27 protein-coding genes and 1 tRNA gene are annotated in these 23,710 nt (G+C 31.8%); 9 read left to right on the top strand and 19 right to left on the bottom strand.

From position 1 onward, the window contains the following. Window positions 1-110: 110 nt before the first annotated feature. Window positions 111-1,775 carry an AMP-binding protein gene (locus tag ACKI5C_RS04525; protein ID WP_407432015.1) on the top strand — a complete coding sequence of 555 codons (1,665 nt, stop codon included), beginning with the start codon at window positions 111-113 and terminating at the stop codon, window positions 1,773-1,775. Between the two features lie 221 nt (window positions 1,776-1,996). Here ACKI5C_RS04525 and hdrA read toward each other — a convergent pair whose 3' ends face one another. The 5 genes from hdrA to comA form a co-directional block, all read right to left on the bottom strand. Continuing rightward, window positions 1,997-4,297: a ferredoxin:CoB-CoM heterodisulfide reductase subunit HdrA gene (hdrA, locus tag ACKI5C_RS04520; protein ID WP_407432014.1), complete on the bottom strand. Its 2,301-nt coding sequence runs from the start codon at window positions 4,295-4,297 to the stop codon at window positions 1,997-1,999. Next, on the bottom strand, window positions 4,294-5,235 hold the full coding sequence (gene hdrB / locus ACKI5C_RS04515) for a ferredoxin:CoB-CoM heterodisulfide reductase subunit HdrB (RefSeq protein WP_407432013.1): 942 nt from the start codon (window positions 5,233-5,235) through the stop codon (window positions 4,294-4,296). The genes hdrA and hdrB overlap by 4 nt, the downstream gene beginning before the upstream one ends. Next, window positions 5,232-5,834, bottom strand: a complete 603-nt coding sequence (gene hdrC, locus ACKI5C_RS04510; RefSeq protein WP_407432012.1) for a ferredoxin:CoB-CoM heterodisulfide reductase subunit HdrC — start codon at window positions 5,832-5,834, stop codon at window positions 5,232-5,234. The genes hdrB and hdrC overlap by 4 nt, the downstream gene beginning before the upstream one ends. An 8-nt stretch (window positions 5,835-5,842) precedes the next feature. Next, entirely contained in the window at window positions 5,843-7,093 is a 1,251-nt protein-coding gene (locus tag ACKI5C_RS04505) for a methanogenesis marker 16 metalloprotein (RefSeq protein WP_407432011.1), read from the bottom strand. Between the two features lie 120 nt (window positions 7,094-7,213). Further along, window positions 7,214-7,984, bottom strand: coding sequence for a phosphosulfolactate synthase (gene comA, locus ACKI5C_RS04500; protein ID WP_407432010.1), 771 nt, complete (start codon window positions 7,982-7,984; stop codon window positions 7,214-7,216). A gap of 184 nt (window positions 7,985-8,168) precedes the next feature. Between comA and ACKI5C_RS04495 the strand changes: the two genes are divergently transcribed. Next, window positions 8,169-8,885, top strand: coding sequence for a UPF0280 family protein (locus ACKI5C_RS04495; RefSeq protein ID WP_407432009.1), 717 nt, complete (start codon window positions 8,169-8,171; stop codon window positions 8,883-8,885). Window positions 8,886-8,910: 25 nt separating this feature from the next. Here ACKI5C_RS04495 and ACKI5C_RS04490 read toward each other — a convergent pair whose 3' ends face one another. Continuing rightward, window positions 8,911-9,198, bottom strand: coding sequence for a UPF0058 family protein (locus ACKI5C_RS04490; protein WP_407432008.1), 288 nt, complete (start codon window positions 9,196-9,198; stop codon window positions 8,911-8,913). A 222-nt stretch (window positions 9,199-9,420) separates the two neighbouring features. On the opposite strand from ACKI5C_RS04490, the gene ACKI5C_RS04485 reads away from it, so the two are divergent. Then, a complete protein-coding gene (locus tag ACKI5C_RS04485; RefSeq protein WP_407432007.1) occupies window positions 9,421-10,800 on the top strand; it encodes a 2,3-diphosphoglycerate synthetase in 1,380 nt (459 codons plus the stop codon). 12 nt (window positions 10,801-10,812) lie between these two features. On the opposite strand, the gene ACKI5C_RS04480 is transcribed toward ACKI5C_RS04485, so the two are convergent. Then, entirely contained in the window at window positions 10,813-11,085 is a 273-nt protein-coding gene (locus ACKI5C_RS04480; RefSeq protein WP_407432006.1) for a transcriptional regulator, read from the bottom strand. A 229-nt stretch (window positions 11,086-11,314) separates the two neighbouring features. Here ACKI5C_RS04480 and mtxX point away from each other — a divergent pair, with 229 nt between their 5' ends. Genes mtxX through ACKI5C_RS04465 form a run of 3 tightly spaced genes read left to right on the top strand, consistent with a single transcriptional unit; the run spans window position 11,315 to window position 13,610 of the window. Next, window positions 11,315-12,034 carry a methanogenesis marker protein Mmp4/MtxX gene (mtxX, locus tag ACKI5C_RS04475; RefSeq protein WP_407432005.1) on the top strand — a complete coding sequence of 240 codons (720 nt, stop codon included), beginning with the start codon at window positions 11,315-11,317 and terminating at the stop codon, window positions 12,032-12,034. A gap of 47 nt (window positions 12,035-12,081) precedes the next feature. Then, window positions 12,082-12,846, top strand: coding sequence for a polyprenyl diphosphate synthase (gene uppS / locus ACKI5C_RS04470; RefSeq protein WP_407432004.1), 765 nt, complete (start codon window positions 12,082-12,084; stop codon window positions 12,844-12,846). A gap of 2 nt (window positions 12,847-12,848) precedes the next feature. Then, a complete protein-coding gene (locus ACKI5C_RS04465) occupies window positions 12,849-13,610 on the top strand; it encodes a TatD family hydrolase (RefSeq protein WP_407432003.1) in 762 nt (253 codons plus the stop codon). On the opposite strand, the gene ACKI5C_RS04460 is transcribed toward ACKI5C_RS04465, so the two are convergent. From ACKI5C_RS04460 to ACKI5C_RS04445, 4 genes are read right to left on the bottom strand one after another with little or no spacing between them, the layout of a single operon-like run. After that, entirely contained in the window at window positions 13,607-13,975 is a 369-nt protein-coding gene (locus tag ACKI5C_RS04460) for a hypothetical protein (RefSeq protein WP_407432002.1), read from the bottom strand. The genes ACKI5C_RS04465 and ACKI5C_RS04460 overlap by 4 nt on opposite strands. A gap of 5 nt (window positions 13,976-13,980) precedes the next feature. After that, a complete protein-coding gene (locus ACKI5C_RS04455; RefSeq protein ID WP_407432001.1) occupies window positions 13,981-14,364 on the bottom strand; it encodes a carboxymuconolactone decarboxylase family protein in 384 nt (127 codons plus the stop codon). 25 nt (window positions 14,365-14,389) lie between these two features. Then, the gene (locus tag ACKI5C_RS04450) at window positions 14,390-14,890 is read right to left on the bottom strand and encodes a class III signal peptide-containing protein (protein ID WP_407432000.1); all 501 of its coding nucleotides are present in this window, start codon (window positions 14,888-14,890) and stop codon (window positions 14,390-14,392) included. Further along, window positions 14,887-15,282 (bottom strand): hypothetical protein, encoded by a 396-nt coding sequence (locus ACKI5C_RS04445; RefSeq protein WP_407431999.1) that lies wholly within the window; start codon window positions 15,280-15,282, stop codon window positions 14,887-14,889. The genes ACKI5C_RS04450 and ACKI5C_RS04445 overlap by 4 nt, the downstream gene beginning before the upstream one ends. A 118-nt stretch (window positions 15,283-15,400) precedes the next feature. On the opposite strand from ACKI5C_RS04445, the gene cobM reads away from it, so the two are divergent. Beyond that, window positions 15,401-16,153 carry a precorrin-4 C(11)-methyltransferase gene (cobM, locus tag ACKI5C_RS04440; RefSeq protein ID WP_407431998.1) on the top strand — a complete coding sequence of 251 codons (753 nt, stop codon included), beginning with the start codon at window positions 15,401-15,403 and terminating at the stop codon, window positions 16,151-16,153. Window positions 16,154-16,244: 91 nt separating this feature from the next. Beyond that, complete coding sequence (locus ACKI5C_RS04435; RefSeq protein ID WP_296796078.1) at window positions 16,245-17,306, top strand: NADH-dependent flavin oxidoreductase; 1,062 nt, start codon at window positions 16,245-16,247, stop codon at window positions 17,304-17,306. On the opposite strand, the gene ACKI5C_RS04430 is transcribed toward ACKI5C_RS04435, so the two are convergent. The 8 genes from ACKI5C_RS04430 to hypA form a co-directional block, all read right to left on the bottom strand. Continuing rightward, complete coding sequence (locus tag ACKI5C_RS04430; RefSeq protein ID WP_407431997.1) at window positions 17,303-18,244, bottom strand: methionine synthase; 942 nt, start codon at window positions 18,242-18,244, stop codon at window positions 17,303-17,305. The two genes, ACKI5C_RS04435 and ACKI5C_RS04430, sit on opposite strands and share 4 nt — an antisense overlap. A 9-nt stretch (window positions 18,245-18,253) precedes the next feature. Then, window positions 18,254-18,559 carry a DUF1894 domain-containing protein gene (locus tag ACKI5C_RS04425; protein WP_296796081.1) on the bottom strand — a complete coding sequence of 102 codons (306 nt, stop codon included), beginning with the start codon at window positions 18,557-18,559 and terminating at the stop codon, window positions 18,254-18,256. A gap of 1 nt (window position 18,560) precedes the next feature. Continuing rightward, entirely contained in the window at window positions 18,561-19,019 is a 459-nt protein-coding gene (locus tag ACKI5C_RS04420; RefSeq protein ID WP_407431996.1) for a DUF1890 family protein, read from the bottom strand. A gap of 21 nt (window positions 19,020-19,040) precedes the next feature. Continuing rightward, window positions 19,041-20,123, bottom strand: a complete 1,083-nt coding sequence (locus tag ACKI5C_RS04415) for a hypothetical protein (protein ID WP_407431995.1) — start codon at window positions 20,121-20,123, stop codon at window positions 19,041-19,043. A gap of 38 nt (window positions 20,124-20,161) precedes the next feature. Further along, window positions 20,162-20,234: transfer RNA gene (locus ACKI5C_RS04410), tRNA-Ala, on the bottom strand. Between the two features lie 35 nt (window positions 20,235-20,269). After that, entirely contained in the window at window positions 20,270-21,301 is a 1,032-nt protein-coding gene (locus tag ACKI5C_RS04405) for a DUF354 domain-containing protein (protein WP_407431994.1), read from the bottom strand. Between the two features lie 13 nt (window positions 21,302-21,314). Continuing rightward, window positions 21,315-21,968 (bottom strand): hydrogenase nickel incorporation protein HypB, encoded by a 654-nt coding sequence (gene hypB / locus ACKI5C_RS04400; RefSeq protein WP_407414186.1) that lies wholly within the window; start codon window positions 21,966-21,968, stop codon window positions 21,315-21,317. A gap of 16 nt (window positions 21,969-21,984) precedes the next feature. Further along, complete coding sequence (gene hypA / locus ACKI5C_RS04395; RefSeq protein WP_407431993.1) at window positions 21,985-22,362, bottom strand: hydrogenase maturation nickel metallochaperone HypA; 378 nt, start codon at window positions 22,360-22,362, stop codon at window positions 21,985-21,987. 175 nt (window positions 22,363-22,537) lie between these two features. Here hypA and ACKI5C_RS04390 point away from each other — a divergent pair, with 175 nt between their 5' ends. Continuing rightward, a complete protein-coding gene (locus ACKI5C_RS04390) occupies window positions 22,538-23,686 on the top strand; it encodes an aldo/keto reductase (RefSeq protein WP_407431992.1) in 1,149 nt (382 codons plus the stop codon). Window positions 23,687-23,710: the final 24 nt, after the last annotated feature.

The raw sequence follows: 23,710 nt of genomic DNA, 5'->3' as shown, positions 1-23,710 counted from the left end.
AGAAATAAGAGTTTTAGATATTTTAAGCCAGATTTGCGCTTTAGGTTGAATTAGAAGTAAAATTCAGGAATTAGCTTTTTTACAATATATAATTAAAAAAAGGTGTGAAAATGAGTGAATTATTTACAGAGCTTCCTATAGGAAAGTTTTTTGAAACTCAAGTGGAAAAACAACCAGATCATGAGTTTATAGTTTATCCAGATAGAAATTTAAGATTTACATATAAGGAATTTAATGAAAGAGTTGACAATATTGCAAAAGGATTTTTAGCTCTAGGTATTGAAAAAGGAGACCGTGTTGGAATATGGGCTAAAAATGTCCCTGAATGGTTAACATATATGTTTGCAACAGCAAGAATTGGTGCAACAATTGTAACTGTTAATACAGCTTATCAGTCCCATGAATTAGAATATGTTTTAGGACAATCCGAGATGAAAGCTATTGCAATGACTGATGGATTTAGGGACACAAGCTATTTTGAAATTATCCATGAACTCGTACCTGAACTAAAAAACAGTGCAAGAGGTAACTTAAACAGTGAAAAATTCCCATATTTAAAGTATGTTTTCCATGTAGGTCAGGAAAAGCATCGTGGAATGTACAATACCAATGAATTAATGTTACTTGGTATGAATTACGATGAGGAAAAATTCCAAAAAGCAAAAGATGATGTTTCCCAATATGATGTTATAAATATGCAATATACAAGCGGTACAGAAGGTTTTCCTAAAGGTGTAATGCTTTCAAGCAGAAACATTCTTAACGATGGATATTATATTGGAGAAAATATGAATTATACTGAAAAAGACAGATTACTTCTCCAAGTACCTTTATTCCATTGTTTTGGTACTGTTTTAGGTGTAATGGCAGTTATTACACATGGTTCTACCATGGTTGTTCTTGAAGAATATGATCCTCTTCTTGCAATTTCATCAATCCAGAAAGAAAAGTGTACATCAATTTATGGTGTTCCTACAATGTTTATCGGAATGATGAACCATCCGATGTTTGATATGTTTGATATGAGTTCCTTACGTACCGGTATTATGGCGGGCTCAACATGTCCTGTTGAAACCATGAAAGACGCTATTGAAAAAATGAACATGAAAGAAATCACCAGTGTATATGGACTTACTGAAGCAGGTCCTGGTTTTACACAAACCAATGCAGCAGATTCATTTGAGAAAAAAATCAATACTGTAGGTAGAAAATTCCCTAATATTGAAGTTAAAATCGTAGACCCAGAAACTGGTGAGGAATTAGGTCCTGGTGAAACCGGAGAAATCATGTGCAGAGGTTTCAATGTTATGAAAGGTTATTATAATATGCCTGAAAAAACTGCTGAAACCATTGAGCCTGACGGATGGCTACACTCCGGAGACTTGGCTACAGTTGACGAAGATGGATATTACTCCATTGTTGGACGTATCAAAGATATGATTATTAGAGGTGGAGAAAACATTTATCCAAGAGAAATAGAAGAATTCCTATTTACCCACGAATGTGTTCAAGATGTCCAGGTTGCTGGAATTCCTGATGAAAAATACGGTGAACTCGTTGGTGCATTTATCATTAGAGAAGAAGGATATGATGATATAACCGAAGCGGATATCCGTGATTTCTGTATTGGAAGCATAGCAAGATATAAAGTACCTAAATATGTTTTCTTTGTTGACGAATTCCCATTGACCACCAGTGGAAAAATTCAAAAATACAAATTAGGTGAGATAGGTTTAAAACTTCTTGAAGAAAGAAAAGCAAATGGGGAATTATAATTTCCCTAAAATTTTTATTTTTTACCAAATTTTAACCATCTGATGTTTACCAAACTCAAAAAATATTTTTTTTATCTTATAATTATTTAAATATTAATTATAATATTAAATTAAATACAATCATTTAATGAAAACTAGTAAAATTATTATAGCTTACTTTAATTTAAAAAAAGAAAAAAATGGAGTAAAAAGTTATACTCCAGAAACATTTGGTGAAAAAATTAAAGATTTAACTCTTCAATTTTCTTATCAAAGTCCGTCAGCTTACGGGCAAGTCCTGAAAAGTATGGAATATAAACTTTTGAAAACATAATCTGTTCAGGATTTTCATTTAATTCAATTAATGTTTCTTTAATCCTATCAACTTTACGTTCCACTTCATCATACATTAAATCACCAGGGAATTCACCGATGAATACTCCATCAGCACCATTTTCCAAAGCATATTTGATGTGATTCGGTCTCACACGATTGACTGAAATTACTTTAATGATATGAATCGACTCAGGATATGACAAGCGGTTTACTCCAATATTATCTGCGGCAGTATAACCTATATTATCTAAAAATACCAGTATCATACGTTCATCATCATTTTTATTGCTGAGAACACCTTTAATGGTAGCCAGAATTTTCTCGTCAATATTACCATTAACATGAATAGCTTTCTGACCACACCCAACCAGACATTTACCACAACCGGTACATGCCATAGGGTCAATATATACCTCATCATTTTGGATGCTCATGGATTTATACTTACATCTGCTGATACAGTCTCCACAGAGTATACACTTTTCCTTATCAATTTCAGCAATGAACGGTTCGATTTCAACACCACCATAATTGTATTCTGATACTTTTGATGCAGATGCAATAGCCTGCATGATTGATTCCGTAATGTCTTTTGGATCATGTGCTGTTCCACAAACAAAGATACCCTGAACATCAGTTGCAACAGGCTTGATTTTTGGATGTGATTCCTTAATAAATCCATCTTCTGTTGTACCGATATTTAAAATCTCAGCAATTTCACGAGTTCCATCTGAAGGTTCCATTGCAGTCGAAAGAACTACCATATCAGCTTCAATTTCAATAAAATCTCCTTTAAGAGTATCTTCTGTTCTAACAATAAAGCTATCTCCTTTTTTGACAACTTCACCAGGTCTTCCCCTAATGAATCTTACTTCATTTTCCTGAGTGTGCTTATAGTATTTTTCAAACATTCCCGGCGTTCTGACATCAGTATAGCATATTACAACATCAGTATCAGGATTTTTATGCTTGATAATATTGGCATTTTTTAGGGCTACTGTACAGCATATTTTAGAACAGTATCTGTGTCCGTCAGGTTTTTCATCTCTTGAACCGACACACTGTATCATTACAACTCTTTTTGGAACTTCACCATTGGATTTTAAGAGTTTTCCCTTTGTTGGACCATTAACTCCAGTGATACGTCCCAATTCAGATTGTGTTATTACATCATCATAACGGTTATAGCCATATTCAGGCCTTTTTTCCATGTCAAAGAGCTTATGTCCAGTTGCAACAATTACTGAACCCACCTGAAGAGGAATCCTTTCAGACCTCCCTCTGAGTTTAATAGCTTTCATATTACATACTTTAACACAGCTACTACATTTTGTACAGTTATCCATATCAATCACGTGACTTTCAGGATATGATTGTCCAAATGGTCTGTAAATTGCTTTTCTGGTTGATAGGCCGTCATTCCAGTCATCAGGAACCTCCACTTCACAAACCTGTGAACATTTACCGCATGCAATACATTTTTCCGTATCAACATATCGGGGAGATTTTTCAACAATCAGATTATATGTTCCAGCCCTTCTTTCAGCTTCAATGACTTTTGAATTTGTTAATACCTCTATATTTTCATTCCAAACAAGTTCATTCAATATCGGATTTAAAAGACACATTCCACACTCTTCAGCAATTTTAACAGGAGAGAAAACCTTACCTATTTTTGCCATGTGTCCACCAATAGAAGGTGACTGCTCTATTAATGTTACTTTAGTTCCCTGTTTGGCAAGAGACAATGCAGCATTCATACCTGCAATTCCACCACCAATAACAGCAACTTCATCTGGAGTTTGGCAAAAGATCGGATCAACAGCATCAGATTGCTTAACCTTTTCAATAGATGCATTAATTAAAGTAATAGCTTTATGTGTTGCCTTAGCCTTATCTGAGTGAACCCAAGAACATTGTTCACGGATATTAGCCATATCCATCAAATAAGGATTTAAAGGTTTTACATAATCCTGAAATGTTTTTTCATGACTAATTGGAGAGCAAGCAGCAACAACTACTCTATCCAGGTCATGATCAAATATTGCATCACGAATAATCTTACGCCCATTTAAAGAGCATAAATTTTCAAACTGCCCTACAAATTCAACATCCAAGGAGGCCCTAACTTCATTCAAATCAATAATATCTGAAATATTTCCCCCACATTCACATAAAAACACGCCAACTTTTAAATCATCTCTCATTTTTCAACCTCCTTTAACTCCTTGATTACTGAATCAATTGGTGTAGTATGAGCTTTAACACCAATTACTTTATCAAAATCACCACCCATTGCGATTGCGATAAATTGAGATATATTTAAATGTATTGCCTTAAATTCTCTTCCTTCTCTTTTTGATATTAAAGGTTGATATCTGTCAAACTGAATATGACAATTAGGACATAAATGAACTACAATTTCAACTTCCTCATCACCTAATGCATTCATTTTATCTGCAGTTGCTGTAAATGACAAATCAGGGTTGGAATATCTTTGTCTGAAACCTGTTCCACATGTGGCACGTTTATGGTCATACCATCCTATGGTTTTACATCCACAGGCTTCAATCAATTCATCTATGATGTTCGGGTCACGTACTCCACCAATAGTATCCTCATAATGTACCTTACAATAGTGACATCCGTGGTGAGTGGCTATGGTATAATCGCTTAAATCATATTTAAGGTGATTTTTGATTTCGTCCTTTTTATTGTAAAGGATATCCACTACATGAAAAATATTTTCTGTAGGTTTTAAATCATCCTTTTCATATTTTAAGTGAGACAAACCATTTTCATCAAACAATTGATTAATGTGTTCTCTTAAATCATCTTTTTTATTGAGTAATTTAACAGACTTTTTGTTGATTGCATAGCATGTTGCACACATCATCACAAGATTCGGCCGACCAATTTCACGAGCTATTTTGAAATTTCGTGCACCTATTGCAGAGGTATCAATTTGGTCAAATACATCAGAATAATGTCCAAGACCAGTACAGCAGGTCTGTTTATCTGAAATCGCATAGTCAATTCCAAGCTTTTCAAATACAAACTTTGTTGATGCTTCAACACCAGGATATTCTACACTTACAAGACAACTTCTGAATAAAAGAATATTTTTGTCAGGAACTTGCTTCATCCGGATTCCTCCTGGGATGCTCTTATCTTTTCAATTTTTGCTTTAAAACCTGTTATTGTTAATATAGTACTTACTTCTTCTATAACTTCTTTTGGAGGCATTAATGGAGGATTAAGACCTAATTCATCTCGTATCTCATCCAAATGTTGTCTAAAATCCCACCAGCCAGGAACATCACGGTCAATATCTTCAAAAAATATTTCCGGAATTGCACCAATAGCTGCAGTGAAATATGAATCAGCAAAACCCATATATTCATATAACTTATCATATCCAATTTCATTAGCTACAGCAAACTGTTTTAATATTTGATTTACCTCACATACACTATTTCCAACAGGACATACACTATGACAGGTATAGCAATAAAAACAATTCCAGATATTATCATCCTCAATTATAGTAACATCACCGTCCAATACTCTTTCGATGATTTCACGAGGATTGTAATCGGAGTGTCTTGCTGCGGGACAAGTTGATGTACACATTCCACACTGAACACATTTTAAAACACCATCATCCTTTGAGTTTTTTACATCTTCAATAATATCTTCAGCAAACTCAATAGGTGAGTCAGTAATTTTCTGTTGGCTAGTCATGAAATCACCTATAATCTGAACTCATTATTTTCAATCAATTTTTTGAGTTTTAAAGATAATTTGTTTCCTCTCAATCTGTCAGACTGTCTGCAAATAATTGGAATATTTACATTTTGGCCATCGATTTGTAAATCAACATCACCGGTATTCATATCAAATGCATCATGCTTACAGAAATTAGCACACATTCCACAACCGAAACAATAAGAAATATTCAGTTTTAGATTTTTAAATGCATTTGTCGGACAGATTTCTTCCACAAGACACTGGTCACAGTTTCTACATTTAGAATCATCATATTGAGGTCTTAAATCATAACCTTCCCACATTTCCTTATAGTTAGTTTCAGCCAATGGCAGGTGACGTCCTTTAATATCTGCAACAGGCAATTTTATATCCTCATCCTTAATCAGCAGATTATTATATATCTCTTCAGATAAAACAGGAATTGGAATTGCTACTGTATCATATACTTCCCCACCTTGTCCGGTTTTAAAACCTCCAATATAATAAGGGTCCATTTCTTTATAATCTGCAGTTAACATTAAATTTGGTTTTTCTGCAGATGAACGAGTTCCATCACCTAAAATATATCCAGGAGCACCATTTAAAAGTATTTTAACTCCTTCTTTTATTGCATTATGGGGAACATCATTTTGAAGCGGATTTAAATCCCCACATCCAGAGAATGTTAATCCGGAAAGGTTCCCTTCCAAAGGCGTTGCCGCAAATATTGATGGAATCGAATGATCATTAGGATTTGTAAATGCAGTATAGTTTTTGAAAGCCATACGGGTACCTATAATTTGACCTCTGATAACATCATCTATTGTTATTGTGTTTTCAATGGTCAATCCTTCAGCACTTTCCACTCTCACATCAACGGATTTGCCTTCAAGAAGTTCCTTAAGCAAAAATCCTCCGCCGTAATTATCATCATCAATTGAATGAGTTGTTCCATGCAATATTGCATCTATTGAACCTAACCATTCATTGGGACATGGTCCTGCATAAGCAGGAATTCCATTTAAATAAACTTCACGAGCCCTTATAAATTCTCCAGGCCCAGATACAACAAAGTTTAGTATGGCTGCTGTTCCACTCATCACTCCACATGTTCCGCATGTAACAACATCCACTTCATCAAAATCTGGAGCATCATCATTTTTTACGAGCTTTTTAAACTCTTCTACCGTAAATATATTAGCTTCGCCATTTTCAATCTTTTGATTGATTTGGCCAATACTTCTTCTTGTCAATTTTAATACCTTCTTTAATTTCTTAGGTTAAATTCACCTTTAAAGAATAGTTAAATTGAAACTAATGCCCAAGTTTATTGTTTCAATACATTAACTACTATTTTGCCCGAGTTTAATGTATTAAATCTTTCCTACAGTATCTCCTCTTAATCCTCTTCTTAGAGTCTCAAGAGATGTAATATCATCACTAGACACATTGCCCAAGTTAACTGTGTTTCCTAGTTTCAAGATAAAAAATACTTGCTGATCTTTATTTGGAGCTTCCCAAAGAATCTTATCTCCATCAAAATTATCAAGTATATAATCTATCTCATCTTCTTTTGCATTGCCCGATTTATCAAAGATTCCAATATTTTTTCCACCTTCTCTTGCTTCAACAATGATTAATGAGGAGCCTGAATTTAATTCTTCTTGCATATATTCTATTCTTTCATCCAAAGTTAATTCCTTATCCAGATTCGGATCTTTCTTACCTACTTCTGATAATACCTCAAAGCCTTTACTTTTTGCAGCTTCAATACATTCTAATTTGTTTTCATGAGGAATATTAACAGATCCGTCAGATATTTCAATAGCTGGAAAACCTAATTCTTTAGCTCTCATGAAAAATTCATCCAATTTTTCATTCATATAAGCCAATTCAAATAATGTTCCTCCAGTATATGGAATAATATTATGATTCTTATACATTTCAACCTTTGCTTTTATAATATCCTCATCATGAATTATGGATGTACCCCATCCGAATTTTAAATAATCAACGTATTCCCCGGAAATATTCATTAGACTTTCGGCAGTTTCGAGACCTAAACCTTTATCCAGGACCATAGTAATGCCTTTACTTCTAGGCTTTTCTTCTCTTTTATTTAATAAAAAATCAAATGCTTTCAAAATATCACAATCGTTAACTTTTATTATATTATTATATAATATTTATATTAAACTTTTTCTTTTAATTAAAATTTTTCTTTTCCATATTTAAAAAAATATTAAAGCCAAAATAAAAAATGAAACTAAAAACCAACATTTGTACAAAAGCATCAATATTATAATAACCATTTACATATATTATCATATGCATTTTGAAGAAATTGATATCGACCAGACACATATACGATTGAAAAGTGATTTAGATAATATTAATCTAAAACCATATATACTTAAAATCAGACAGGAATTAAAAAGATACATTGCTAAAAATCCTGACTTTTTATTGTCCATCGAACCATTGAAATACAATAGTGAAAACCTATCTGAAATTGTTTTGAAAATGTATGAATCATCATCAAAAGCCGATGTAGGCCCTATGGCATGTGTTGCAGGTACAATTTCTGAAATGAGTCTAGATTATTTGATTGATAATGGAAGTACTTATTCAATTGTAGAAAATGGCGGAGATATAGCTCTTGTTAATGATGAGGATGTTTTATGTGGAATTTATTCAAACAATGAAATTTTAGGAAACAATATTGCCTTTAAAATAAAATCCAGGAAAAAACCATTAGGCATCTGTACATCATCAGGAAAAATCGGCCATTCAATAAGCTTCGGTTCATCCGACAGCGTTACCGTTATTTCCAAAAGTCCTTCATTGGCTGATGGAATTGCAACAAGAATTGCGAATGAAGTGAATGGTGAAAATAGTGAAGATAAAGTTTCAAATGCTCTAGACTGTGGGGAAAACTATAAAGAATTCTTTGACGGCATTTTAATTATATCAGATAAAAATGTTGGAACTATAGGTAAACTGCCAAAAATCGTTGAAAGCGATGAATTTAATATTAAACATTGAAAAAAAAAAGTTAAAAAAAAGAAAATTAAGCTACGTTAATTTCTTTTTCGGAGCGTGTGACCAAATCCGCTAAAGAATTGCATACATTATCAGGTATTGAATGATTATCTTTATCGGCAATTACTTCAGAGATTATCTTACATAAAACAAAAATAGCATGTTTATGTTCCGCTTTGGTTTTATGAATATGATGTGGGCTTATTTTTAGTGAAATATATTCGCTACAATCATTAGTGATTTGATCATCCTCTGATAAATATTTTAAAACATAAACTAAAAATTGATGTAATTGTATCATTTCATCTTTATACATAAATATCTAACCTATAAATATGTCATTAATTAATTCGAGTAAAAAGTTTTGAATTAATTATATAATTAACTTCTTTTCTATATGAATACTATAATATTATTTTTAATCATATTTAAATATAGGCATTAATATGACTATTTTAGATAAAGTAAAATTATATATTAATTAAAGATTAATAGAAAAAAATAATGTATATATAATCCAATTCCAAAATAGTTAACCATGACTAGTCTAACAAAAATGCTTTGTCTTGTTGATGGTGAACATTATCTACCAGTCACACAAGAAGCAATTGATACATTGAATAAAATAGAGCATATTGATATTTCTGCTGTTGTTTTTATAGGTGGAACTGAAAAGTTAAGAGATGATACAGAAGAATCCTATTCACAAGTTCTGGGAGTTCCCGTTCAATTTGCAAAAGATAAAGATATTCCTTATGACATTATTGTTGACATGATCAGACAATATGATATTGATGCAGTGATGGACTTAAGTGATGAACCTATCTTGGACTATCCAAAAAGATTCAAAATAGCATGCAAAGTCCTGAATGAAGGAATTACCTATGAAGGACCAGATTTTAAATTCGAACCTCACAGTGAATATGACGTTATGCAAAAACCTTCAATAACTATTCTTGGAACTGGAAAACGTATTGGAAAAACTGCGGTTTCTGGTTTTGTATCCAGATTAATTGATAAAAAAGGTTATGAACCCTGTGTTATAGCTATGGGCAGAGGAGGGCCTGAAGAACCTGAAATTGTTCATGGTGAAGAACTTGAAATTTCAGCCGAATTTCTATTGGAACAATCCCAAAAAGGAGTTCACGCAGCAAGTGACCACTGGGAAGATGCATTGATGAGCAGAATTTTAACCATTGGCTGTAGACGATGTGGTGGAGGAATGGCCGGTGAAGTATTTTTAACCAATATGAAAAAAGGTGCTCGCCTTGCCAATGAAGTGGAATCCAAATTTGCCATATTTGAAGGAAGCGGTGCCGCCATACCGCCAATAAAAACAAATAAAAAAATAGCATTAATAGGAGCAAACCAACCAATCACTAATTTAACAACTTACTTTGGTCCTTATAGAATTTCCTTAGGTAATCTGGTGATTTTAACTATGTGTGAAGAACCTATGGCAAGCAGTGAAAAAATAACTGAAATCGAATCATTCATAAAGGAGATTAATCCTGATGCAACGATTATTTCAACAGTATTCAGACCTAAACCTCTGGAAGATATATCTGGAAAAAAAGTTTTGTTTGCTACAACCGCACCTGAAGAAGTTAAAGATAAATTAGTAAGTTATTTGGAAGAAAATTATTCCTGTGAAGTTATTGGTACTACATCCCATTTATCCAATAGACCTCTTTTAAAAGAGGATATGGCAAAATATATGGATAAAGCAGATGTCATGTTAACTGAACTCAAGGCAGCTGCTGTTGACGTTGCAACAAAAGACGCCATTGAAGCTGGTATTAAGGTAGTTTATTGTGACAATATCCCTGTGGCAATTAACGATGAATATCCTGATTTAGCAGATAGTGTTATTGAATTGGTTGACAGTGCAATTGATGATTTTAACAAATCATCATAATTTTTTATTTTTTTAATCCATTTGATTTAAATATTTTAAAATCTCTAGTGAAAGTTCCGTATTTTTATATAATCTTCCTTTATGGGCATTTTCATTTAAACAAATAACCAAACCATGATCCTTTAAATCTGATAAAACATTTGAAATATGATTTGTTCTAACCCCTATCTTTCTAGCAATGTCCGATGGTATTTTAACACCATTACCAATATATTGTATTACACTAAGCCTATATGTTGAAGCCATCACATAACCTAATGAATTTAAAACTTCTTCTTCATTCATAAATATAATTATTATTCAATCATATATATTAATGTATTGTAAAATATAAAATAAAAAAGATACATTGTACAAATATGTTCAATAAAAAATAATAAAATTGAACTCAAATAAAATCAATTAGACAATATGCTCTTTTTTAAAAAAAACAAATATCTTTTTATAACTATAGTTAATCTTTCGAAATATTTAAAATAAGATTATATCATTGAACAATATAAATATAATACTAATGATTAAAATAGCAGTTGGACTTGGCAAAAACAAAGATGTTATTAAGGCATGTGAAGCTTTTAAAAAAGAAAATAACAATGTAGAAATAATAACTGTTGACAATGATAATGATTTAGTTAAAGCCATACTGGATGATAATGTTAATGCAGTTGTAAGAGGATCACTACCTGCATCAAGCGTTATGAAAGAATTAAAAAGTAAATTTAGTGATATTTCCCGAGCCACATATATTAACGGAAATAATATTGAATTTTTACTAACTCCTGTTGGAATTGATGAGGGAGCAACAATTGAAGATAAATTAAAAATTGCAATCTACTGTGGAGAATTTCTTAAAAAACAGTCCAAAATTCCTAAAATTGCAGTAATGGCATCAGGAAGAAAAGGAGATTACGGAAGAAGTGAAGAAATATCCAAATCCATTGATGAAAGTAATGAATTGACTAAATTGATTAAGGAAAATACTGATTTTGAAGTTATAAATCACTACATATTAATTGAAAAAGCTATAAAAGATAAGTGCAACATTATTATAGCTCCAAATGGAATAATGGGAAACATCATATTCAGAACATTAGTTTTAGTAAATTCCTGGCCAAGCTGCGGAGCGGTAACATTTGGAATAAACAGCATATATATCGATACAAGCCGTGACCAAAATATCAAAGGATATTTAAGGAGTTTAAAATTAGCGTATAAATTAGCCAATATTATATAATAGATAACAACATATATTTAATTAATAATAACTTTTAGGTAATTCAAATGGGCGAGAACATAATCTATAAAATATATGATTGGTATATTTCAAGGGGTTTAGACCCTAATAAAATGCCAAAACATGTAGCTATCATTATGGACGGTAACAGGAGATATGCTAAACTTCAAGGAAATAAAAATGTTCTTAAAGGTCATGAACTTGGAGTAGATTCACTAGAAAACGTTTTAGACTGGAGTATAGAACTAGGAATAGAAATAGTTACCGCATATGCATTTTCAACAGAAAACTTCAACCGACCAAAAGATGAAGTAGAGGGATTGATGAAACTATTTGTAATAAATTTTAAAAAATTAGTAGACCACGAAAAAATTCATAAAAACGAAGTAAGAGTTAAAGTTGTTGGAAGAACTGAACTACTTCCGGATGAAGTAAAAGAAGCTATAAAAGAAGCAGAAGATGCTACAAAACATTATGATAAAAGACTTTTCAACCTAGCTATTGGTTACGATGGAAGATTGGAAATCATTGACTCATTTAAAAAGATTATTAATGATGTTCAGGAAGGTAAAATCACCGTTGATGATGTCGATGAAGACTTAGTAAGTAAAAACTTGTATACTGAAGGACTTGATGATCCAAATCTAATTATCAGAACAAGCGGTGAAGAACGCTTAAGCGGATTTTTATTATGGCAATCATCATACTCAGAATTATACTTCTGTGAGACATTATGGCCGGAACTTAGAAAAGTTGATTTCTTAAGGGCAATAAGATCTTATCAGGCAAGAGAACGCAGATTTGGAGTATAACAATGATAGACACACATTGCCACATTGATTTTGAAGAATATGATGATGACCGTAAAGAGGTCATATCTAGAGCAAAGGACAAATTAGATGCAGTTATTGTTTCAGGAATAGGATATGAAAGCAATAAAGGTGTTCTTGAATTATGTTCTGAATATGAAGGATTCATTTACCCATCTTTCGGATATCACCCCGTTTCTTCACAAAATTGCAGTGATGAAGAATTAAAACAAGCCCATGCCCATTTAATTGAAAATATTAATAACATTGTTGCAATTGGCGAAGTTGGAATGGACTATTTTTATGTTAAAGACAAAGCAATGCGTGAAAAACAAAAAGACATCTTTTTAAGTTTTATAGAACTAGCCAATGAATATAAAGTGCCATTGCTTATGCATGTACGTGACTGCGAAAAAAAAGCACTGAACATCGTTTTGGAATACGATGATATTCCATATGTAATATTCCACTGTTACAGCGGAAGTGCTAAAACCGCCCGAAGAATAATGGAAAAGGACAATTACTTTATGAGCTTTTCTACAATGCTTTGTTACTCAAAACAACATCAGGATTTAATTAAAAACATTTCTCTTGACCATGTTTTAACTGAAACTGATAGTCCATACTTAGCCATGACCAAAGATGAAAGAAATGAACCATTAAATGTAGTTAATGCAGTTAAAAAAATAGCTGAACTCCAAAATGAAGATATGGAAACTGTTGATAGAATAACTACCAACAATGCACGTAAAATTTTTAATATTTAATAATGATAAGTGAAATTCAAATTAATTAATATTTCGCCATTATCTTCAACCGCTTCTATAACCAATTCAAATTTATTTAAATCTTTTGTTATTAAATCTATTTTTTCATAATCTAAAATTGAATCATTTAAATACACTATAAATTGATTATTATCTAATTTTACTTCTTTTCTTGAAAATAATTTGAAAGCATATGTGAATAATTCAATGCGAAAAATCAAATCTTGCTTATCGCCGTTTCCATTTTCAATATAATCAATTAAATCATTCTGCAGGATTTCACCTTCGTTGCCCGTATCAACCTTAAGGGACTCCATTTCTTTTAATTCTTTCATTAATTCTGCTTTTTCTTCTTCAGAATACATCAATATCATTCCACAGGAAGTAAATCTTTTTCTTTAAATACTTCTTTTGCAGCCATTACACCATTGATAGCTTTTGGAAATCCTGCATAAGCAGTCATCTGCATTATGATTTCTACAATTTCGCGAGGAGTATTTCCAACGGCCAAAGCTGCATTAATGTGATCTTTAAGCTGAGGAATTGTTCCAATTGCAGTTAGGGCAGCAACAGTACATAATTCACGAGTTTTTAAATCAACTTCTTCACGAGTATATATCTCAGAATATGGGAATTCAACAATAAAACGTCCTAAATCAGGAGCGATATCTTCAAGTTCCTTAAAAATTTCTTCAATTGTATCCCCATTAGTAATTTTTAATATGCTCATACCTTTTTCAAATCTATCTTCCATATTAACACCTAATTATTATTATACCTTAAACCCACTTAACATTTGCTGTTGTAAAAATATAGTGGTCTGAAAAAACGGGATTAAATAATTTATTTGTTGCCTGTGTTGTCTCGAAAGTTAAGGCTATAGATTTTCTTAAGTTATAATTAATTCTCTCACCAATGGAATCCAGCTCCTTTTTATCAAAATCTTTTGATGAATGGGCATATACCTTAAACTGAATTCTTTGCTTATCAAAATTGGAATCATATCCCATATCAGTATAGCTGATATTAATTATTTCAACTGATGAGGGAATAAGCATGTTATAATTTTCCTTTGAATAATCATTGTATGTGTCTTTGGGATAAATTGCACTTGTTGAGTATAGACTTCCGTCATTTACACCATTCCTTGCGGCAGCCATTGCCATAGTCAATTCATGCTGCGATGCAATAAATGATAATGAAATCAATATTATTACAATTAATGAACCGAACAACAATAAATACTCTGCACTGACCTGTCCTTTACTGTCAAACATCATGTTATCAATATTTTTCCTTCGTGTGTTTTTTCAATTACATAAATATGACCTGGATACATCCTATAAGTTGAATAGGGTTCAACAAATGGAACAAAGATTTCTCCTTTTTTATTCTCATATTCAATGGTTAATTTATTTTTATCCAGTGTTATTTCATAATTTTTACCCGTTACAGGCAATTTTATATCCTTTGAATAAAATTCGCCCTGTGAATCTACCTGATTGATAGTATTTGCAACATCATCCAGAATCATCCTGTGATTTAAGTCATATTCAATATCCAAAGCAGAATTTATTGTATTTTGCGAATAAACTATTAAACCAGTAGCTATGATTAATATTATAAAAAGTGAAAATAAAAATTCTACTGAAATAAAACCTTGATTATCCATAATTTTACATTATCTTTGAAATTAATAAATTTAACTCATTTTTAAAAGCAATATTGCCTTTAATGAGTAATATTGAAGCAGATAATAAATATATACTAGATTAAATAAATTAATATTTATGACAGCTAAAGTTATTTTTATTGGTGCCGGACCGGGTGACCCTGATTTGATAACTGTTAAAGGAAGAAAAGTTATTGAAAAAGCAGATGTGATTATTTATGCAGGTTCACTTGTTAACAAAGAAGTATTAGCTCCAAGAAAAGAAAATTGCGATGTACACAATAGTGCTTACTTAAATCTTGAAGAAACAATTGACATTATGGCCAAAGCAATAGAAGAAGATAAACTTGTTGCTCGTGTTCACACAGGAGATCCTGCAATTTATGGTGCTATCGGCGAACAAATACGTGAATTGAAAAAACTTAACATTGAATATGAAATTATTCCCGGAGTAAGTTCATTATTTGGAACAGCTAGTGCACTTGAAGCGGAACTGACAATACCTGAAGTTTCACAAAGTGTTATTATCACACGTCCTGCAGGAAGAACACCTAAAAAGGAACTTGAAAGTATCAGAAGCTTTTCAAAACACAATGCAACAATGTGCATATTTCTTGGAATCTCCATGATTGATAAAGTTGTTGATGAACTACTCGAAGGCTACACTGAAGACACCCCAGTAGCAGTAGTCAAAAAAGCAACTTGGCCAGACCAAGAAATAATAAGAGGAACGTTAAAGGATATTGCAAGTAAAGTTAAAGAAGCTAATATAACGAAGACTGCAATGATTGTGGTGGGAGATGTTTTAGACCCTGGTGATTTTACACCATCCAAGTTATATGATGCAAACTTTAAACATGAATATCGATGAAGTGGGAAAAATCATATCCCACAAATTAACTTTTACTTACCATTCACCATTCAAATATAATATTTATAATATAATCAACTAAATAATAAATATGAAAGATTTATTTGATTATTGTAAATTTGGAGATTTAAATCTTAACAGTCGTATAATACGAACTGGATTATGGGAATCCGAAAGAGAAAGCTCAGGTAATTTAACACCTGAAATATATAATCGTTACGAAAACATCGCTGCAAGTGGTGTTGGTTTAATAATTACTGAATTAATATCACTTTATCCAAGAGATGCGTTTTCAAAATATTCACATACTCCTCATTTTAAACGTTTTGTTCGTGAATTTAAGGATTTGACCGATTTAGTTCATGTTTATGATGTTCCTATTTTTGCACAACTTGGATTTGTACAATTCAACAAGCATGCAGAACAGAACATGCGCGTAGAAGACCTATCTATTGAGGATATAAGAAAAATTCAAACTGATTTTATAATAGCTTGTCAAAAAATTGATTATGCTGGATTTGACGGTGTTCAAATAGCTTTAGGAAATTATTATTTCTTAACAAGATTTATTAGTCCATATTTCAATAAAAGAGAAGACAAATACGGTGGAAGTACCGTTAATCGTTTAAGAATAGTTTTAGAAATGATTAAAGTAATAAAACAAAATACAAAACTCCACATCAATGTAAGATTAAATGCATTTGAAATTCAATCCGGCGGAATGACCATAGATGATACAATAGAAATAGCCAAACTACTTGAAAAACATGGAGTTGACAGTTTACAGATTACACGTCCACGCTCCCCACAGTTCTTTTCAAAAGATAATGACAGAACTCCTTCTGAATTTACCTCAAGAGAAATTAAAAAGAAAAATCCATTAATTGAGGAAAGTGAAAAAATTATGGAGAATGTCAATATTCCGGTTATTATGGGTGGTGGAGTCAATAATCAAAATCAAATCAACAATATCTTAAATAAATCAAAAATTGAATTCATTTCTATGCAAAGGCCTTTTGTAGCTGATCCAACATTTTTAGTTGAGTGGGAACTGAAAGGCAATGGACAAAGCAAATGCATAATGTGCAATAACTGTTATTGGAAAAAAACAAGCACTTGCTTTTTCCCAAGATCATGTAAAGACAAATTTTAATATTTATCTTTTATATCATTCATTAATTTCAATTTGTCATAGGCAACATCCATTGGCGCTCTTCTAAGGCCACAATCGGGATCAAGGAGTATATTATCTTTTCCAATAATATCAACACCTTTTGAAATTAACTCTTCGGTTTTATCTTTTGAATCAACTTCGTTTATAGAAGAATCAATACATCCAAATCCTATTTTTTTGCCTTTAAATAAATCAATATTTTTCTCCAAAATACCTAAATTAACATTATTTCCAGCAAATTCAAAATCCAGAATATCAACATTGAAATTAGCAAGGTCTTTATATGCTCCTTCAAGGGTACCGCAAACATGCATGGCCAGTGGAATGCTTAAACCATCACGCAATATATCAATAGCTTCACGGGCAACCTTCATGTTTACCATGCCTGTTGATAAAAATGGTTCATCCACCTGAATATAAACCGGCTTAACCCTATGTTCAATAGCATTGACTTCTGATTTTAAACTGTGTGCCAAATCAATAATGGCATCGTCCTTTTCCTTATAAAAATAAGAGATTCTGGATGAATGAATAATGGTTGAAGGACCTGTAATGATACCTTTAACTCCTTTGCCTTCAGGAACATTACCATTATAATATTTACTGATTAAATTTTTGGCATAAAGCAAATCTTTAACAGAAATTTCGCCAATAGGTCTTAAAATCTTAGAAACAACATATGTATTTCCATCTTTTATTTTAAATCCGGGAATATACTTTGAAAAACTAGAAACCATATCCCCCCTTACCTGACCATCAGATACAATATCAACACCGGCATCAAGTTGAGAAAATACAGCCTGCTTAATAGATTCTTTAAAAGGATCATAAGCTCCAAAAGTATTAAGAAGTTTATCTTTAAAACCAGACGGTTCTTTTAATTCAACAGGATAACTACCTACAACTGTGGAGAGCATAATAACCACTTATTGAGTATTCAATTCTCTAATTTTATCAATTTCTTCAGCATCAATAGGTAATTCTACAACAGAAGTACCGTGACATGGTTTTGTGTATGGAATAAAAACAGTTCCTTTTTTATCATCAATTCCAATAGGAATAGGTGGAATTCCAATAACACGAACACCTAATACCTGATCACCAGGTTTAACATAAACAATTTCATCAGCTTTAAAACGAATAATCATTGCACAATCTTTAAAACCTGCTTTTGATGCGTGAATTTCATAATTATCTGATTGTTGGAGATAAGTATCTAAACAAAATGACATTTTATTCCAACTCCTTTAATGCTTTATCAAAATTAACTTTAATAGGTGAAGGATTATGGAATGCTCTTACAGCATAAATTTTAGCTTTACTTCCACTTTCTTCAATCATATCAACAAATTCACCAACCAAATCAAGGTCTCTTTCAAATACCAATGCAATAGACTTGGTGTTTAAAATTTGATCAAATGTTACAAAAAATGCTGCGGCAGCATCTTTATGAACAAAACCGACTAATAAATCATAATCTCCTTCTTTAATTTCACCTAAAGTTCTCTCCAAATCTACAAGATTAAGATTATAATAATTTTCAGGATCAGAAACTTTAACTAATTTTGAAGCGGCAGGATTAGCTGCTATTGTAACATCATAACCAGATTGAGTCAATTTACTAAATGCATAAACTGCCATAGGAGTTTGAGATGGAGTTTCAGGACATCCTAATAATATCAAAGCTTTCATAAAAATATTCCTCCCACTTATTTAAGTTCTTGATTTTAATGTAACTGCATTTGCCAAAATTAAACAACCTAAGAACATGAATGATAAAAGTGCAGTACCGTTAATTGTCCTATTAAATATAAATAAACCAATTAATGCCTGTGAACAAAATGCTGCTAATGCACCAGTTAACAATACTTCTTTACCTAAGTATTTTTTACTGTTTTTCTCTCTTTTATCTCTATACATGGATAATATTTTAAATCCAATGATAATTGTTCCTAATACAAATACCATTAATCCAATAAGACCTAAATATCCAAAGTCAAATCCATAACCGAGAATACCTGGAAGCATATAATCAACAGTATCTTTTTGGTTAACTAATATACCGAAAAACATTGGAAACGGAAGACCAAAGAATAAAACCAATTGCATCGGAAGGGTAATATAACCTTCAGCAAATGCGGTACCTTCAGCACCCCAATAAGAAGCATTTCCATTATGTCCTATTAGCTGTATATTATTCAATACCATTTTTACACTGGATGAAGAATACTGTTCAATCCTACCTAATCTCAACATTGGTGAAAAGATAGTCATTCCTGAAATTCTTGAAATAACTTCCAAACTTAAAAATCCAGCTATAGCTATACCGAAAAAGAGCATGATTCTTTTAAGTGTAAATATGGATTTTTCTCTGAATGTTTTTGATAAAATGGTGTAACCTAAGAATAAACCTAAAATCCATAATAACAAGAAAGATCTATGCATTAATCCACCAAATATGGTAATACCTGCTATAAATAAGATTACAAATCTTCTAAGTGGCCTAACATCTACTCCCGAGTTCCGCATAACCTTCAGCGACGCTAATGCAGTCACCGCACCAAGAAGCGCAATAGGTCCGAAAGGGTGAGTAAACTCTGCCTGACTTGAAGATACTACAAGCAAAGCAATATCTGCTCCGAAAAGAAGAGTAAAACCTCCTGCTAAGAATAAAGATAAAAATGTTACAACACTTAAAGATAATGGAACTAAATTAAGGAAAAAGACTAATAATACAAACATCATTATTCCTATTTCCAATATCAGTTGTAAATGATTTTGCGCTATTAACATCATAATTTAATCACAATTGAAACTTATTTAATAAAATAAAGTGGACTGACCGGGATTTGAACCCGGGGCCTCCGCCATGCCAAGGCGACGATCTACCATCTGAGCTACCAGCCCTTAATAAATATTATTGGTAAAAGTAATATAAAAAACTATTTACCATTTTTACCTAAATCATATAAGTTATCTATAATAATCTGGAATAAATCATCAGTTTTCAAATCAATTTTTTCATGAGGATTATTTAAAAATTCCAATGCTTTGGTAATTACTTGATTTGAATTATTTGATCTATACATTAAACCTTGATCAATGTAATACTGATCAACTGATAATGTTTCTCCAGGATAACATGAAATAACAGGAGTTTGTAAAATAGCTGCTTCCCTGTTCATTGTTCCTCCGGCACCAATGACTAAATCACACTTTTTCATTAAACTTGAAGTGTCAACAGGAGGCTCCAATATTGTAACATGGTCAATACCTTCAAAAATATCAGCTTGCTCTTTAAATCTAGGCAATATTAATATATTTGCATGGTCTTTCAATTCATCAACAATTGGAGATAAAACAGATTTTCTACAATCTGCATCCAAATATGATGCAAGAGACGGTTCAGGCCTCATTAAAATAGTTTTAGGATGTTCAAGTTTTAAATTTAAATCTTTAAAAACATCATCATTATAAATAAAACTTTTAAAGTGCATTAATTCAGAAGTACCGTTATATGGAATAATAGTATTTGGATCAGCTCCAAATTTCATTAATTTCCAAAAATCGATTTTTCTTGGAGTGATAATTCTATCACATAAAGGCAATGTTAACTTATTAGCTGCAAGAGCATGTTCGTTGTCTAAAACGTACAAACTTGGAATTCCTAAACCAAATGTGATTCTAGGAAGTTCAATAGAATGCTTGCTAAGGGCGACATCAACCCTTTCATCAGCTATAATATCAACAAGATTGTAAACTCTTGAAGTACTTTCTCTTAATTTATCATATAAACTTACACCATGTTTTCCAACAGAAATAAAGTCTATATCATACATATTCAATAATTTATGAATATCTCCAAATTGCCTAGCAGTAACAATTAAATCTTCACCTTCAGCTTCAAGATATTTGATAACATCTTTAAAAAACCTTACATGAGGAGCGTTAGAAATATCAATCCAAATTTTCAAAAAATCACCGAAATTAATTGTTCATAGCTTCTTCAATACATTTAATGATTTCATCTAATCCAGTACCATCTTTTAAACTGGATTTAATGACTTTAATATTAGGATTTAATTTTAATGCATCATTAACCATTTTATCAGCATCAGCACCAACAGCATCAGCCAAGTCTACTTTGTTGATAACAACAGCATCAGATGTTTGGAAAATAATCGGGTGTTTTTCAACAGTGTCGTCTCCTTCAGTGACACTTACAACAACTATTCTCATGTGGGAACCCAATTCAAAGTCTACAGGACAGATTAAATTACCTACATTTTCAATTATAAGCATATCCAAATCATCCAAAGGTAAATCTGCAATACCATGACCTACCAAATGAGCATCAAGATGACATTCTTTGCCAGTGTTTAAACCTACAACAGGAACATCATGTTTTTCTATTCTTCCAGCATCAAATTTAGAAATTACATCTCCAGCTAAAACACCTATTTTATAATCAGTATTATCAATAATTTCTTCTACTAAAGTTGTTTTACCGGAACCAATTGCTCCAACAAAATCAACACAGAATATTCCTTTTTCTTCTAAATTTTTCTTATTTTTATCTGCTAATTTTTTATTAGCATCCATAATATTTTTTGCAACTTCTACATCTGCTACTTGATGCATTATATCACCATATAACTTAATTATCTTCAGGTTTTTCTATAACTATATTTTTAACGACTATATCCTTTCCATTTAATATTTCAATAGAATAACTGTCACATTCAGGACATTTGACGATAGGAGCATAATGATCTTTATCGTCCAATATAGCCACCCCATGGAAATTACAGTCATGACAATCAATTTCTACTGGAATTTCTTCAAAAATAATCTTTGCATCTTCCAAGATTGTATTTTCAATTAAAACACCTAAAATAAATTCTAATTGTTCAGGATTAACCATTGCCAGTCTTCCAAGTTCAATTGTAATTTCATTGACTTCAGTTGCATTATTATTTTCTGCAGTTTCAATAACTGCATCAATTATTCCTTGAGCCATTGATAATTCATGCATTAATTTCACCTATTAAAAAATATAATTATTTATACATTAATTATTGTTTTATTACATTAATAAAAGTATTTAATATCCCAATAATATTTAGGTAATACATCAATTGTTGCAATTAACAACATTTATATAGTCATTAAATATAAAATAGTATTAAATTAAAGAGGGAGCAGTAACAATGACTTTTAAAGAAAAATTTGGTTTCGGATGTATGAGACTTCCATTAACTGATAAAAATAATCCTGCAAGTGTTGACCAGGAACTGTTTAATCAGATGGTAGATATTTACATGGAAAAAGGATTTAATTATTTTGATACATCCTATGCATACCATAACGGAATATCCGAAATAGCTATTAGAAAAGCAATAGTTGAAAGATACCCGCGAGAATCCTATCAGATATGTGACAAAATGCCGACCTGGGCATTGACATCCGAAAAGGACAATGACAAGTTTGTAGCAGAAATGCTTGAAAGATTGGGAATAGATTACTTTGATGTATTCTTTATACACAACATCAACGTTCCATGGTACAAATTAGCTGAAAATGCAAAAGCGTTTGAATATATTAAAAAAATGAAAGAAAATGGAATTGCTAAAAAAATAGGTTTCAGTTTCCATGACAATTCAAAACTATTAAAAGAGGTTCTAGACAAATATGGAGACTTTTTAGATGTTGTTCAGCTAGAATTGAACTATCTTGACTGGGAAGATCCGATTATTGAAGCACGCAAATGCTATGATTTATGTGTTGAACACGGCCTTGACGTTTATGTTATGGAACCATTAAAAGGAGGAGTCATTGTAAATCCTCCAAAGGAAATTGAAGATGAGTTTAAACAATTCAATCCAGATAAATCAATAGCAAGCTTTGCATTAAGATTCTGCGCATCACTTGAACATGTTAAGATTGTATTAACTGGAATGAGCAATATGGATGATTTGCTTGATAACTGCGATACATTTGAAAACTTTGATGTATTGAGTGATGAAGAAAGTGAATTTTTAGAAAAAATGGCTGATAAGCTCAATGCCAAAGTAGCTGTTCCATGCAGCGATTGCGGATACTGTATCGACGCATGTCCTGAAATGATTCCAATTCCTGAATATTTCTCCCTATATAATAAAAGCAAAGCCCAACCTGAATCAAATATCTACAGGAATTACTTTGACAAGTTAGCAGATGAAAAGGTGTCTGCTGATGACTGTACATATTGTGGAACATGCATTGATTACTGTACCCAACACATTGACATACCGGAAGAGCTGAAAAAAGTATGCGAACACTTTAAAGAAGGTTTCAGCGCATATTCCGGAGCACCTTAAACAAAGCCAAACCATCACCAAAAA

Origin of the sequence: Methanobrevibacter sp., assembly GCF_045646045.1 — an archaeon.
GTDB lineage: Archaea > Methanobacteriota > Methanobacteria > Methanobacteriales > Methanobacteriaceae > Methanocatella.
Note: the sequence above shows the minus strand (reverse complement) of the source record. Positions and strands in the feature narration are given on the sequence as shown.

Bases quoted from the DNA above. Each gene is read 5' to 3' on its own strand.
- ACKI5C_RS04525 (WP_407432015.1), top strand. From the start codon at position 111: ATGAGTGAATTATTTACAGAGCTTCCTATAGGAAAGTTTTTTGAAACT.
- hypA (WP_407431993.1), bottom strand. From the start codon at position 22,362: ATGCATGAATTATCAATGGCTCAAGGAATAATTGATGCAGTTATTGAA.
- ACKI5C_RS04485 (WP_407432007.1), top strand. From the start codon at position 9,421: ATGACTAGTCTAACAAAAATGCTTTGTCTTGTTGATGGTGAACATTAT.
- cobM (WP_407431998.1), top strand. From the start codon at position 15,401: ATGACAGCTAAAGTTATTTTTATTGGTGCCGGACCGGGTGACCCTGAT.
- ACKI5C_RS04450 (WP_407432000.1), bottom strand. From the start codon at position 14,890: ATGATGTTTGACAGTAAAGGACAGGTCAGTGCAGAGTATTTATTGTTG.
- ACKI5C_RS04430 (WP_407431997.1), bottom strand. From the start codon at position 18,244: ATGCTCTCCACAGTTGTAGGTAGTTATCCTGTTGAATTAAAAGAACCG.
- ACKI5C_RS04445 (WP_407431999.1), bottom strand. From the start codon at position 15,282: ATGGATAATCAAGGTTTTATTTCAGTAGAATTTTTATTTTCACTTTTT.
- uppS (WP_407432004.1), top strand. From the start codon at position 12,082: ATGGGCGAGAACATAATCTATAAAATATATGATTGGTATATTTCAAGG.
- ACKI5C_RS04425 (WP_296796081.1), bottom strand. From the start codon at position 18,559: ATGTCATTTTGTTTAGATACTTATCTCCAACAATCAGATAATTATGAA.
- ACKI5C_RS04490 (WP_407432008.1), bottom strand. From the start codon at position 9,198: ATGTATAAAGATGAAATGATACAATTACATCAATTTTTAGTTTATGTT.
- ACKI5C_RS04415 (WP_407431995.1), bottom strand. From the start codon at position 20,123: ATGATGTTAATAGCGCAAAATCATTTACAACTGATATTGGAAATAGGA.
- ACKI5C_RS04460 (WP_407432002.1), bottom strand. From the start codon at position 13,975: ATGTATTCTGAAGAAGAAAAAGCAGAATTAATGAAAGAATTAAAAGAA.
- hypB (WP_407414186.1), bottom strand. From the start codon at position 21,968: ATGCATCAAGTAGCAGATGTAGAAGTTGCAAAAAATATTATGGATGCT.
- mtxX (WP_407432005.1), top strand. From the start codon at position 11,315: ATGATTAAAATAGCAGTTGGACTTGGCAAAAACAAAGATGTTATTAAG.
- ACKI5C_RS04455 (WP_407432001.1), bottom strand. From the start codon at position 14,364: ATGGAAGATAGATTTGAAAAAGGTATGAGCATATTAAAAATTACTAAT.
- ACKI5C_RS04465 (WP_407432003.1), top strand. From the start codon at position 12,849: ATGATAGACACACATTGCCACATTGATTTTGAAGAATATGATGATGAC.
- ACKI5C_RS04390 (WP_407431992.1), top strand. From the start codon at position 22,538: ATGACTTTTAAAGAAAAATTTGGTTTCGGATGTATGAGACTTCCATTA.
- hdrB (WP_407432013.1), bottom strand. From the start codon at position 5,235: ATGAAGCAAGTTCCTGACAAAAATATTCTTTTATTCAGAAGTTGTCTT.
- ACKI5C_RS04420 (WP_407431996.1), bottom strand. From the start codon at position 19,019: ATGAAAGCTTTGATATTATTAGGATGTCCTGAAACTCCATCTCAAACT.
- ACKI5C_RS04495 (WP_407432009.1), top strand. From the start codon at position 8,169: ATGCATTTTGAAGAAATTGATATCGACCAGACACATATACGATTGAAA.
- ACKI5C_RS04480 (WP_407432006.1), bottom strand. From the start codon at position 11,085: ATGAATGAAGAAGAAGTTTTAAATTCATTAGGTTATGTGATGGCTTCA.
- ACKI5C_RS04435 (WP_296796078.1), top strand. From the start codon at position 16,245: ATGAAAGATTTATTTGATTATTGTAAATTTGGAGATTTAAATCTTAAC.
- hdrA (WP_407432014.1), bottom strand. From the start codon at position 4,297: ATGAGAGATGATTTAAAAGTTGGCGTGTTTTTATGTGAATGTGGGGGA.
- hdrC (WP_407432012.1), bottom strand. From the start codon at position 5,834: ATGACTAGCCAACAGAAAATTACTGACTCACCTATTGAGTTTGCTGAA.